The sequence below is a fragment of the Pseudomonas imperatae genome (genome assembly GCF_057128625.1).
The window spans coordinates 1-11,271 of sequence record NZ_JBSKHP010000052.1 but is presented as its reverse complement, the minus strand read 5'-3'; the positions used below and the strand labels follow the sequence as shown (position 1 = coordinate 11,271).

The following is an 11,271-nucleotide window of genomic DNA, read 5'->3' as shown; positions in this document are numbered from 1 at the left end:
CATAGGCGACCCTTGCGATGAAATTCTCAGAAATCATAGCAAGGGTTTGTCCGGGCGTTTTTACACACTCTGGGCCACGAGCAGCCCTTCACCCCAAGCATCACATATCAGCCGTATGCCATAGCTGCCGAAGGCACGCGCCGCCCCCCAGATGTGCCGCATCGCCTGTGACGCGGCCTGGCGGCCGCTGCAGGTAGCCGCTGGCGTCGGGACACGCTGAAGTTTTCCAGTGAAGTCAAGGCCCAGCCCAGCCTCCGGCAGTGGTTACCGTGCAGAGGCTGGCCGACCGTTTCTGTCCCCAAGAAGCCCTTTGGGTCAAGTCTCAATCCACCACAAACAACTTTGCACCGGTGGCAGTTGAGGAACGGTGAGCTTCAGCGTTGTCGGCTACCTGGTAGCTCATCCCGGCCGTCAAGGTGAAGGTGCGTCCGTCATCGAGTTGGGTCTCCAGTCGGCCATCCAGACATAGCAGAATGTGCCCCTTGCTACACCAGTGATCGGCCAGGTAGCCAGCGCTGTACTCAACCATTCGCACTCTTGCATTGCCGAACTGGCGGGTCCGCCAGAGCGCTATGCCAGCTTCGCCAGAATGAACAGTCGGTTCTATTTTCGACCAATCGGTTGTGCCAAAGGGGATATCTGTGAGTTGCATGATTGTCTCAAACGAGGGCTGGAGCTGAATCGTAATGAACGCTGGAGGCGGCCGACAGATACAGATCAGGCTGATGTCCACCATACGCCAGAGAAACAGCCGCGCTCGTAGTGCGATCAAGTAGCGACTGCCTGCTTTTCCAGTACCCGCTGCGGGTTGGAAGCATTGCCTTTGCGCGCTTGAATGCCATAGCCTTTCGTTCTTCAACACCTACCATCGACGAGACAGTGATGAACGAACCACAAGGACGTATCGAGCTTTCCGGGCTGAAATGCCGACCTGTTGGCCCAGATGACGCCGATATGATCGCCGTGCACCGGCAAAGAATGTTTCTTGAAGCTGGCGGGGAGCCTGATGCACTGCGCGTCATGACTGAACACTTTCGCCCATGGCTTCAGGAGCGACTGGACGACGGCCGGTACTACGGTTTTGCGCTCTGCGATGCTGATCAGGCCGTGGCGAGCATTGGCCTCATGACCATCGACTGGCCGCCCCACCCATCGCACCCCACCATGGGCCGGCGGGGGTACGTGCTCAATGTCTTTGTCGAACCAGCCTATCGCCGCCGTGGCTTGGCTTCAGCCTTGATGCAAATCGCCGAGGCTGAGTTTGCTGGACGAGGCATCACCTTCGCCGTGTTGCACGCAACCGAGGTTGGAAAGCCTGTGTATGAGCAAATAGGCTGGATGGGCACCTCGGAAATGGCCAAAACCATCGGTTGATATAAACCACTTTCGGCCAGAAAGCGTCTAGGGGTAGCGGTCCAGTTTTAGCTGGACGAAGGTCAGGTCGAGCCAAGTGCCGAATTTCACGCCGACCTCCTTCAAGGTGCCGGCATGCTCAAATCCACGCCGTTCATGCAGACCTATCGAGACGAAATTACCGGCTTCAATGCCGGCCACCATCACGTGCTTGCCGGCGCTGCGGGCGCGGCCTATAAGCGCCCTCAACAGTTGCTTGCCGATGCCATTCCCTCGCTGATCGGCACGAACGTAGATGGAGTGTTCAACGGTGTGCCTATAACCATCCCACGGCCGCCAATCACCGAAAGAGGCGTAGCCGAGCACGCTACTGTTGGCGTCGACAGCGACCAACACTGGGTAGCCCGCTCGTGTGCGCTCGGTAAGCCAGGCACCACGATTGGCAGTGTCGACCCGCAGGTCATTCCAGATGGCAGTGGTGTTCTCCACGGCGTCATTGTAAATAGCGGTGATCCCCTCGATATGGCTCGCAGCTGCATCGACAATTTCCATGGCGCTCCCTTTCCATTTAGTCACTATAGTAGATACCCCACTCACTACAGCTGACAGGATAGCAACGTTTTTCAAAAGCGCTTATACCCAACGAGAATGCTTGAATAAAAACCATACCTGTCGCTCGTACGCCCCGATCCCCGCGATGTGCCCCTCCAATGACTGTATTACTATAGTAGTACGTGAAAAAATTACGCATTCGCCGTCACTGTGCCCGCATAGTGATGCCGAATGGCAGAATCACCGACGATGCCGCCTGCCGCACGGCTGCCGATCATCCAGCGAGAAGATCCTGATGAAAAATGACGTTGACCTGAAAATTGGTGCCCGAATAAAGGTCGAGCGGGAAAGCCGGGGATGGTCGCTGACAGAGCTGGCTGCCAAAGCCGGGGTTTCGCGAGCCATGATTTACAAGGTCGAGCGCGCGGACAGCAGCCCAACAGCGAACTTGCTAGGCAAGCTTTCCGGCGCCTTTGGCCTCAGCATGTCCACGCTCATGGCTCGGGCAGAACTAGGTCATGGGAAGCTGCTGCGTGCCGCAGATCAACCACTTTGGATTGACCCCATGACAGGCTATGAGCGCAGGCATGTGTCTCCTGGCTCCGACCTGCCGATTGATCTTGTCCAGGTGGCGCTGCCCGCCGGCAAGCAGGTGCCAATGCCAGCCTCCGCCTATGCGTTTCTGCGGCAATTGATATGGGTGATCCACGGCGAGCTGGTTTTTGTAGAAGGCAATGTCCAACACCGCATGGGCGAAGGCGACTGCCTGGAACTGGGCCCGCCTGCAGACTGCATCTTCATGAATGAGAGCAGCGAGCCATGCGTCTATGCGGTGGTTGCCCTTAGCGTGTCCTGATTGCCCAGGGTTGCAACGCAATCCACTCCCCCACCCCGCTAGCGCCCGCTGGAGACACCGCCGTAGCACCTGCGCGCCACGGCAATGAAGGCTTGGGTTGCCATGGAAGCCTGGGTTTTGTCCAGCACGGCAAGCCCGACCACCCGCCTGACCGCAGGGTTCAAGGGCCGTGTCAGGTATTCGGCCGAGGCGCGCTGGGGCAACGAGGATTGCGCCACCACCGTCACGGCATCGCCGCGCTCCACCGCAGCCAGGGTGCTCATCAGTTGTGAGGTTCGGTAGCGCACGCGCGGTTGCAGCCGTGCCGCCGCGAACAATTGCGATACCAGTTCAGAGGAGCCGGCCTCGGTCAGGACGAAGGGGTCGGCACACAGGTCGCCCAGGCTTACCGAGGCTTGGGGCGCCAGGCAATGGTCGAGCGGCAGCACGGCAACCATCTGATCTTCGATCAGCGGATAGGTATCAAACTGACCGTCGGGCAAGGTAACGAAGCCCACATCGACGCGATGCTCCAATAGCCATTGAACAACCTGGCGATCCGGCCCCTCGTCGATGTGAACTTCTATGCCCGGATAAGCCGCGCGGAACTCGCGCAGAATGGTGGGTAGCAGGCGCTGCGAAGACGTGGGGCCGAAAGAACCTATGCGCAGCGTGCCCAGGGTCAGGTTCCGCGCATCGGCCGCCTCCAGGCGCATGGCGTCGGCCATGCCCAGCATGGACTTGGCCCGCTGAACCAAGCGCGCGCCGATGTCGGTCAGCTCGATCTGGCCATGGTGGCGGACCACCAGCTCAACCCCCAGCTCTTGCTCAAGGGCCTTCACCGCATGAGAAATCGCCGATTGGGACACCTTCAGGTCCGCAGCGGCCAAGGTGAAACCACGCCGCGCTGCCACGGCCACAAAAATCTCGAGTTGGGTAAGCGTCATTGGCGGGGCATGAGGATTTGCTCATTTCCATATGAGGCAGAAAATGCGTAAGTATAGTGCGAATAGGAATAACGGCAAGCACCGAACCTATGTCTCTTGGCTCGTTAAGGAAGAAATGATGCTCACCCAATGGAAAACCGATGGAATTTCATCATTGTGGCCGGAAATCAACGGCGAATTTTTGGCGTTGCGAGGAATCCCCAACGATCACCTACCGGCCAGTGAGGCGCAAGCCTTGTACAAGAAAATCCTCGTCGGGTTTGACGCGATAACGAGCTGTGAGATGAAGGAACTGTACAAATTTAAACTGTTCTTGCAGCAAACCCCGGTGCATTTCAGCTCGCTGCCTGAGGTAAAGTTCATTCACAAGGCGTTCATCGCCTGGGTAAACTTCGAGTACGAGATGGCAAGAGCGTTATTTGCCAAACACATGAGCACTTACCCGACTGACGTAATTGCTCTTTTTTTTCTGCACATGCTGGATTTCTGCACCGGCAAAACAGTTCGCTTGAAACCGGACTTCGTCACCTATGACCCGCACATGTCCGATGAAACCGAACTCTATGGTTATTATCTATCCATGAAGGCATTTGTCCTGTGCGAAAGCAAATGCTTCGACGAGGCCCTGGCCGTAGGCCTGCGCTCGGTGGCGCTCATACCTGATAATATTTACGGCATTCACGCGGTGGCCCATGCCCTGCATGAGTTGGGCGAGTGGCAGGAGCTTACAACGTTTCTGGAAAACAGCAAGGTTCACTGGATCGAAAACCCAGGCATGCGAATGCACGTCTACTGGCACCTGGCAATTGCTTACGAGCGCTGCGACAACCTGGAGCAAGCGTTGTTCGCGTTTGACTCTTTGTACGCACTCAAGGACAGCCCTTTTGCAAAGCAGGACCTGGATGCAGTGGGCTTCCTTTGGCGGCTACGCCTCAAGTCCAGTGATGGAACTTACCGCGTGATGTGGAAGCGGCTGGCCATGCTCTGGACCGGTAGCATTTATGCATCCACTTCATACTTCCATAAGATCCACGCGGCATTTGCTTTTTCCGCCACCAACCAAACGATCCTGATCGAGAAGCAAATAGTGGACAGCGATGGATTCGGGGTCGAAACCGAAGCCCACCATGCGGGCATGAATGTGCTGAAGGCCATCCATCTTTTCACCCTGCAACGCTACAGCGAAAGCCACGACCTATTGAGCGCCAGCCGCGAGCATTGGCATTTGCTTGGCGGTAGCCGCGCTCAGCGAGAGATCCTGGAACTGACCATGGCCTACGCGGTGCAGCAAATCCCGTCAACCCAACCAGAGAAACTCTCGGCATGACGCACACTCGTGGCTTACAGAGCCGATATTCAGAACGGTTGATTTACCTGCAATTATCCCTGGTCGCGATGATATGGGGCGGAACGTTCGTGGCCGGGCGCTACATGTCGGTGGATACCCCTGCCCTGCTGTCAGCCAGCGTGCGATTCCTGCTGGCAGGTGCAGTGCTGGGGGTATTTTTGCTGCTGTCCAAACAGGCATTTGTGAGGCTGTCGGGGGCCCAGGTGGTCAAAGTGCTGGGCTTGGGTTTTTGCGGTATTTACGCCTATAACCTGTGTTTTTTCTATGGGCTGCACATCATCAGCGCCTCACGGGCGTCGTTGATCGTGGCGCTGAATCCCGCGGTCATGGCGATAGGCGCTTATCTCATGTATCGCGAGGCGATCTCCCTCGCGAAAGCGTTCGGTATTGTGCTCTGCCTGATGGGCGCGGCGGTGGTGATATTTTCCAAAAACCACCTGGCGATCGCCGGCGATGGCGCTGATTGGCGCGGCGACCTGCTGATTTTCGGCTGTGTGCTGAGCTGGGTAGCCTACAGCCTGTTCGGCAAGTCGGTGGTCAAGGAAATCGGCGCGTTGCATACGGTGACCTACTCGATCTGGGCCGGCGCGGCGATGCTGACCGTCACCGCCATTGCCAAAGGGCAGTTCAGCCTGGAGCTGGTGAGGGCGTTGCCGGCCAACGAACTGTTGAGCCTGACCTACCTGGGGGCCATTGGTTCGGCGCTGGCGTACATCTGGTTCTATAACGGCATCCAGGTGATCGGCGCTACCCGCGCGGGGGTGTTCATTGCGCTTAACCCGTTGACCGCGGTGTTGCTGGGGTGGGGGCTGCTCGATGAGCACATCAGCGTTTATACCGCGGCGGGGGGAGCGTTGGTGATCGGCGGTATTGTGATGTGTAACAAGGCGGTTTCTGCGTCGGGGAGCACCTGGTTTCGGTCTGGCTTTTTTCTTCGGCACTGAAGCGCAGTTGGGGGCAACGGCGGCAGGTGGCGATAATGTTCATGACAGGATGGCTAAGCTGAGCAACGGCCGCTCACGGCCCAGAGTGTGTAAAAACGCTCATGGGCCTCATCGTCCTGGAGCATCGACGTTCGTTCGCACGGTAAATGACGCGGGTCGCATCGGTAGCGACCTGGAGCACGTCAACCCTGTTTTACAGCCTCTCGGATGGGCCGGAATAGCCTTTCTTACGCCGACAGCGCCTTCATCAAACCGTTAGTGCCGATGATTTTCATGACCCTTTTCAAATTGTAGGCGAGCACATTCAAGCTCATCTCCGCGCTCACTCCGGCCAGCTTTCGAGTCAGAAAGTGCGTCGCACCCATCCATTGTTTGAGCGTCCCGAAGGGATGCTCAACCGTCCGCTTTCGGACTCGCATCATCTCCGGTGATTTGCTCAGCCGGTTCTGCATTTCCTCCAATACAGCTTCATGTTCCCAGCGTCGAATTCGTCGTTCTGTGCTCGGTGTGCACTGCGATTTCAAGGCACAGCCTTGGCATTTCGAACTCCAGTACCGGTGTAACTTCAGGCCTTTTTCAATGCTGGAAAAACGCCAAATCAATGCCTCTCCAGCGGGGCAAATGTATTCATTTTTTGAAGCCTCGTAGATGAAGGCGCCATTGTTGAAACGCCCGTCAGCCTTGGCTCCAGAGGTCATCGGCTTGGGCACATAGGCGGTGATACCTGCATCGTGACAGGCTAGGATTTCTTCGCTTTTGAAGTAACCTCGGTCAGCCACTACCGACAGCATTTCTGATGCCATCGCCTCGCGGGCCTGCTTGGCCATTGAGCTGAGTTGATCGCGGTCGGAGCCGGTATTGGTGACCTCGTACGCAACGATCAAATGGTGCTGGGTATCGACCGCTGTTTGCACGTTGTAGCCCACGATTCCAGTGCCACGCGTCATCATGGAGCGGGCGTCCGGATCGGTCAGTGAGACCTGTTTGTCCGGCGAGTCGTTGAGCCGAACTTCGATCGCCTGAAGTTCTTTCATCTGAGCCTTAAGCTTGGCGATTTTTTCTTCCAGTCGCGCAGCCTTGGGCTGCGCGGCCGCGGGTTCTTGCCGATCGGCTTGGTCGAGCGCAGTCAGATACCGGTTGATGCTCGATTCAATTTCTTCCATTCGCCGTTGCAACTTGGCGCTGGTGAAGTTGCGGTCGCGATTGTTGACGGCCTTGAACTTGCTACCGTCGATGGCAACCAGGTTTTCTTCGAACAGTCCCAGCTGCTGGCACAGCACGACGAACTGCCGGCAGACACCGCGGATGGCTTTGCTGTTGTCTTTTCGGAAGTTGGCAATGGTCTTGAAATCGGGCATCAAGCGGCCGGTCAGCCACATCAGCTCAACGTTGCGCTGGGCCTCTCGCTCCAGACGCCGGCTTGACTGAATGCGGTTGAGATAGCCGTAGATGTAGATCTTCAGTAGGATTGCGGGATGATAAGCAGGCCGGCCAGTATCGGCCGGTATGGCGCCTTCAAAACCCAGCTTGACCAGGTCGAGTTCGTCGACAAAGACGTCGACTACGCGCACCGGATTGGTATCGCTGACGTAGTCATCGAGGCTTTGGGGAAGTAAGGTTCCTTGACCTCTTTGCTCCCCTTGAACAAAGCGCTTCACGAGACGATCCTCTTGTAGAACTCGAATATTGGATGCTGCTGTGAAGATAGTGAAATCTACCCGTTTTGACGATGTCGACCACGATTTAGGGTATGAGTATCGTGGCTACAATTACAGCGTGCAGAACGATGGGGATATGTTCCTGGTCAGAACTTACGACGACGAGCCAGGGCGTGCGACTGTCGTAAGTCCGACCACGGCGCAGGCCAACGGCAACCTTGGACAGCTCGTCACTTTCCTGCGGGCGGAGCTTGGGGTCTCTAAGATCAGGCTCTACAAGGGTGATTTGGGGAGCTACGGTGAGATCGACCTTGAAACGTTGGCATTCCTTACCATTTAAATTCGATAGCGATAGCGCGGTTGATGTTTTTACACACTCTGGGCCAGAAGCAGACTCCCGCCATTAAAATAGCAATCCGGTTTCGCTATTGAGTGGCTAGCTTATCGCGCACAAATTCGATGAAGCGCTGGGTTTTGGCAGGAAGCAATCGAGTTTCGGTCAGGGCATACACCGAGACAGGTGATCCCTGCCAGTCAGGGAGAATCCTTCGCAGTTTCCCTTCCGCCACGTCCTGAGCGGCGATTCCCTCTGGCAGCAAAGTAACCCCCAGATCCAGCGACGCCATACGTCTCAACATCCCGACGCTGTTGAGTTCGAATCGCCCGCCGATATCGACCTGCTCCGTTTCACCCTTGCCTGAAAGCGTCCAGCGATCCGAACTCGGGCCGCGCAACCGCAAACACTCATGGTGAGTCAATTCCAGAGGTGATTGTGGCTCTCCCGAGACTTCCAGGTACTGCGGCGAGGCGTACAAGAAGCGTTGTAGGCTCGCCAACTTCCGCGCAATCAGATTAGAGCTTGGGGGTTCGCCCATGCGGATCACTACGTCGACTGGTTCGCTGATCAGATCAACTTGCCGGGGCGTGAGGTCGAAATCGAAGCTGATGCCAGGGTATTGCTGAGCGAACTCAGCGATCAGTGGTGCCAGGTAGACATTGGCAAAATCCACTGGGAGTGACGCTCGCAACAGGCCGCTAGGACGAGCCAGCATCTCTCCCAATTGCTCATGAGCGAGTCTAGCCTCATCGACGATCCGCTTGCAGCGTTCGTAATACAGCTGTCCCGCCTCGGTCAGTTCAATTTTCCGGGTTGTGCGATGCAGCAGCCGCAGGCCAATGGCTTTTTCCAGGCCACTGATTCGCCTCGAAAGCGTTGAGTTGGGCATGTCCAGTCCCTCGGCAGCTTTTCGAAAGCTGCGGACTTTCACAACCTCGACAAACAACGCCATGTCATTCAGATACTCCAATGCATTGCTCCATCAGTGGATCAGTGATTTCAATTTTACCGGATTTATCCCGGATACGGATTGATTAATCATAGGCACATCACCACTGAGGAACACCGCAATGAACTCTCTTTTTTCCGAAGTCAAAGTAGGTCGTTACACCCTCTCCAACCGTATGGTCATGGCGCCAATGACTCGCTCGCGCTCTGACGATGCTGGCGTACCTTCCGATCTGGTCACCACTTACTACTTTCAGCGTGCTTCGGCAGGTCTGATCATCAGCGAAGGCGTATTTCCGGTTGCCATGGGTAAAGGCTATGTACGCACCCCTGGTATCGAAACCACTGACCAAGTGGCCGCCTGGAAGAAAGTCACTAGCGCCGTTCATACTCGCGGCGGCCGCATCTTTATGCAGCTGATGCACTGTGGACGAGTGTCCCATCCATCGCTCCTGCCGAACGGTGCACAGCCCCAAGCCCCTTCCGCGATAAAGGCAGCGGGTCAGACTTATACTGCAACTGGCCTGCAAGATTTCGTCACCCCGCACGCACTGAGCGTTTCGGAAATTGCTGATGTTGTCGCTGGATACCGCAACGCGGCCCGCCTGGCGATTGAAGCCGGTTTCGACGGTGTCGAACTGCATGCAGCATCCGGTTACCTGCCAGAGCAATTCCTGTCCACCGGCAGCAACCAGCGCGACGACCAATACGGTGGCTCGGTCGAAAACCGCACCCGCTTCGTCCTGGAGGTACTCGCTGCCATGGTCAGTGAAGTAGGTGGTGACCGTGTAGGTATCAAGATTTCGCCGGAGATGAACTTCAACGACATCGTCGATGCCAACCCGCAGGAAACCTACACCTATCTGGTCTCGCAACTGCGCGGTCTGAACCTCGCCTACCTACATGTGGCGCTGTTCGGTGCCCAGTTCGACTACCACGCAGCCCTGCGACCTCTGTTCGACGGAAGCTACCTGGTCGGCAGTGGCCAGACCAAAGAAAGTGCTCAATCTCTGATCGCAGATGGCAAGGCTGACGCAGCTGTGTTCGGTGGCGCGTTCCTGGCCAACCCTGACCTGCCGCAACGCTTCCTGGCCGGTGCTGAGTTGAACGTACCGAACAAAGACCTCTTCTACGCCCCTGGCGCTGAAGGCTACATCGACTATCCAACCATGTCCGAACGGGCATAAGGAGACCGTCATGTCATCCAGCGCACGTTTGCAACGTATGAACCATGGCAGCCAATTCAGGGCGTTCAGCCTGCGTGGTGACCAGTACGCAAAACCAATCGATCCATTCTTGGGTGTCGATCACGCGTGGATCAGCGGGCCGACGTTCCCACCCCATCCTCATGCAGGTTTTTCAGCGGTCTCGTACCTGTTTTTGGACTCTGAAACGGGCATCGACAACCGAGACTCGTTGGGTAACCGCAATCTTATCCAACCGGGTGGGCTGCACTGGACGGCAGCAGGTCAAGGCATCGTGCACGAGGAGGTTCCGGCTGAACCCGGCAAGACCGTCCACATGCTTCAGATATTCATCAATTTGCCGGAGCGAAAGCAGGACGCTGCGCCATTTGCGTTAAGTCTCGAAGCTCAGGATGTGCCTGTCGTCTACAAACCAGGAGCAAAGATTCGCGTGCCTTTCGGAAGCTTCGAGGGTGCTGTGTCGCCACTGGCAGTGCCGACCGAGGTTCGCCTTCTGGACATCTCCTTGGAGGATGGGAGCGAAGTCGCGATTTCTATTCCAGAAGGGCATATCGCTTTTGTAATGCCCATCGACGGTGAGGTTTTGGTCGACGGCAAACCCTTCGACCTGACCAAGCCCGAGGCTGCTGTAGATCTGCCACAGACAGCGGATCGAGTTGTGACTCTGGCTGCCAAGAATGGCAACGCTAAAGCGGTCATGTTTTCGGGCGTTCCGTTGAACCAGCCGGTGTTTTGGCAAGGGCCCCTGGCGCTTGCTTCCGCAGAGGCCTTGACCAAGGCAGTCAGTGGATACCAGCGCGGTGCATTTGGAACTCTGCAAGCATTCAATTGAAGTTAATGATCCCCAACCGGGGTGGTGCACCCCATACAATCGCTAGGAGAAAGACCATGACGTACGAAAAATTCAGTGCCGACAATGCTGCACTCCTGCTGATCGACCACCAGGTCGGCACCATGGGGTGGGCGAAGTCCATGCCGTTTGAAGAACTCAAACGCAACGCTCTGATGCTCGCTAAAGCAGCTCGCATCCTTAAGCTCCCTGTCGTACTGACGTCCAGTATGGAGGAGTGTAGTGGTCTAATGAAACCGGACACCCATTTAGGCGAGAATGCTCGCCACAGAGAGGTGTCTGATGACCAAGCAA

Annotated in this window: 12 protein-coding genes and 1 pseudogene; 8 read left to right on the top strand and 5 right to left on the bottom strand. The window is 56.6% G+C overall.

Annotated features, from left to right (window positions below):
- Nucleotides 1-322: 322 nt before the first annotated feature.
- The gene (locus ACWKWX_RS32305) at nt 323-652 is read right to left on the bottom strand and encodes a DHCW motif cupin fold protein (RefSeq protein WP_416427729.1); all 330 of its coding nucleotides are present in this window, start codon (nt 650-652) and stop codon (nt 323-325) included.
- A 230-nt stretch (nt 653-882) separates the two neighbouring features.
- On the opposite strand from ACWKWX_RS32305, the gene ACWKWX_RS32300 reads away from it, so the two are divergent.
- The gene (locus tag ACWKWX_RS32300) at nt 883-1,374 is read left to right on the top strand and encodes a GNAT family N-acetyltransferase (RefSeq protein ID WP_416427728.1); all 492 of its coding nucleotides are present in this window, start codon (nt 883-885) and stop codon (nt 1,372-1,374) included.
- A gap of 27 nt (nt 1,375-1,401) precedes the next feature.
- On the opposite strand, the gene ACWKWX_RS32295 is transcribed toward ACWKWX_RS32300, so the two are convergent.
- Nucleotides 1,402-1,905, bottom strand: coding sequence for a GNAT family N-acetyltransferase (locus ACWKWX_RS32295; RefSeq protein ID WP_473003001.1), 504 nt, complete (start codon nt 1,903-1,905; stop codon nt 1,402-1,404).
- Nucleotides 1,906-2,200: 295 nt separating this feature from the next.
- Between ACWKWX_RS32295 and ACWKWX_RS32290 the strand changes: the two genes are divergently transcribed.
- A complete protein-coding gene (locus ACWKWX_RS32290) occupies nt 2,201-2,761 on the top strand; it encodes a helix-turn-helix domain-containing protein (protein ID WP_416427726.1) in 561 nt (186 codons plus the stop codon).
- 38 nt (nt 2,762-2,799) lie between these two features.
- Here the strand turns inward: ACWKWX_RS32290 and ACWKWX_RS32285 are convergent, their stop codons facing one another.
- Complete coding sequence (locus tag ACWKWX_RS32285; protein ID WP_473003002.1) at nt 2,800-3,687, bottom strand: LysR family transcriptional regulator; 888 nt, start codon at nt 3,685-3,687, stop codon at nt 2,800-2,802.
- A 118-nt stretch (nt 3,688-3,805) separates the two neighbouring features.
- Between ACWKWX_RS32285 and ACWKWX_RS32280 the strand changes: the two genes are divergently transcribed.
- Both ACWKWX_RS32280 and ACWKWX_RS32275 read left to right on the top strand, forming a co-directional pair.
- Nucleotides 3,806-5,014, top strand: a complete 1,209-nt coding sequence (locus ACWKWX_RS32280) for a tetratricopeptide repeat protein (protein WP_473003004.1) — start codon at nt 3,806-3,808, stop codon at nt 5,012-5,014.
- Nucleotides 5,011-5,979, top strand: a complete 969-nt coding sequence (locus tag ACWKWX_RS32275; protein ID WP_416427723.1) for a DMT family transporter — start codon at nt 5,011-5,013, stop codon at nt 5,977-5,979. The genes ACWKWX_RS32280 and ACWKWX_RS32275 overlap by 4 nt, the downstream gene beginning before the upstream one ends.
- A 227-nt stretch (nt 5,980-6,206) precedes the next feature.
- Here the strand turns inward: ACWKWX_RS32275 and ACWKWX_RS32270 are convergent, their stop codons facing one another.
- Complete coding sequence (locus tag ACWKWX_RS32270; protein ID WP_483829897.1) at nt 6,207-7,637, bottom strand: IS1182 family transposase; 1,431 nt, start codon at nt 7,635-7,637, stop codon at nt 6,207-6,209.
- A gap of 40 nt (nt 7,638-7,677) precedes the next feature.
- Between ACWKWX_RS32270 and ACWKWX_RS32265 the strand changes: the two genes are divergently transcribed.
- A complete protein-coding gene (locus ACWKWX_RS32265; RefSeq protein ID WP_483829896.1) occupies nt 7,678-7,977 on the top strand; it encodes a hypothetical protein in 300 nt (99 codons plus the stop codon).
- An 85-nt stretch (nt 7,978-8,062) separates the two neighbouring features.
- On the opposite strand, the gene ACWKWX_RS32260 is transcribed toward ACWKWX_RS32265, so the two are convergent.
- Nucleotides 8,063-8,944: a LysR family transcriptional regulator gene (locus ACWKWX_RS32260; protein ID WP_473003006.1), complete on the bottom strand. Its 882-nt coding sequence runs from the start codon at nt 8,942-8,944 to the stop codon at nt 8,063-8,065.
- Nucleotides 8,945-9,044: 100 nt separating this feature from the next.
- On the opposite strand from ACWKWX_RS32260, the gene ACWKWX_RS32255 reads away from it, so the two are divergent.
- The 3 genes and pseudogenes from ACWKWX_RS32255 to ACWKWX_RS32245 all read left to right on the top strand — a co-directional run.
- On the top strand, nt 9,045-10,109 hold the full coding sequence (locus ACWKWX_RS32255; RefSeq protein ID WP_473003008.1) for an alkene reductase: 1,065 nt from the start codon (nt 9,045-9,047) through the stop codon (nt 10,107-10,109).
- Between the two features lie 10 nt (nt 10,110-10,119).
- On the top strand, nt 10,120-10,959 hold the full coding sequence (locus ACWKWX_RS32250) for a pirin family protein (protein ID WP_473003010.1): 840 nt from the start codon (nt 10,120-10,122) through the stop codon (nt 10,957-10,959).
- 56 nt (nt 10,960-11,015) lie between these two features.
- Nucleotides 11,016-11,271, top strand: a pseudogene (locus ACWKWX_RS32245) (cysteine hydrolase family protein); the annotation flags it as partial.

Excerpts from the sequence above, each read along its gene's own strand:
- ACWKWX_RS32305 (WP_416427729.1), bottom strand. The coding sequence starts at position 652 with ATGCAACTCACAGATATCCCCTTTGGCACAACCGATTGGTCGAAAATA.
- ACWKWX_RS32300 (WP_416427728.1), top strand. The coding sequence starts at position 883 with ATGAACGAACCACAAGGACGTATCGAGCTTTCCGGGCTGAAATGCCGA.
- ACWKWX_RS32295 (WP_473003001.1), bottom strand. The coding sequence starts at position 1,905 with ATGGAAATTGTCGATGCAGCTGCGAGCCATATCGAGGGGATCACCGCT.
- ACWKWX_RS32290 (WP_416427726.1), top strand. The coding sequence starts at position 2,201 with ATGAAAAATGACGTTGACCTGAAAATTGGTGCCCGAATAAAGGTCGAG.
- ACWKWX_RS32285 (WP_473003002.1), bottom strand. The coding sequence starts at position 3,687 with ATGACGCTTACCCAACTCGAGATTTTTGTGGCCGTGGCAGCGCGGCGT.
- ACWKWX_RS32280 (WP_473003004.1), top strand. The coding sequence starts at position 3,806 with ATGCTCACCCAATGGAAAACCGATGGAATTTCATCATTGTGGCCGGAA.
- ACWKWX_RS32275 (WP_416427723.1), top strand. The coding sequence starts at position 5,011 with ATGACGCACACTCGTGGCTTACAGAGCCGATATTCAGAACGGTTGATT.
- ACWKWX_RS32255 (WP_473003008.1), top strand. The coding sequence starts at position 9,045 with ATGAACTCTCTTTTTTCCGAAGTCAAAGTAGGTCGTTACACCCTCTCC.
- ACWKWX_RS32250 (WP_473003010.1), top strand. The coding sequence starts at position 10,120 with ATGTCATCCAGCGCACGTTTGCAACGTATGAACCATGGCAGCCAATTC.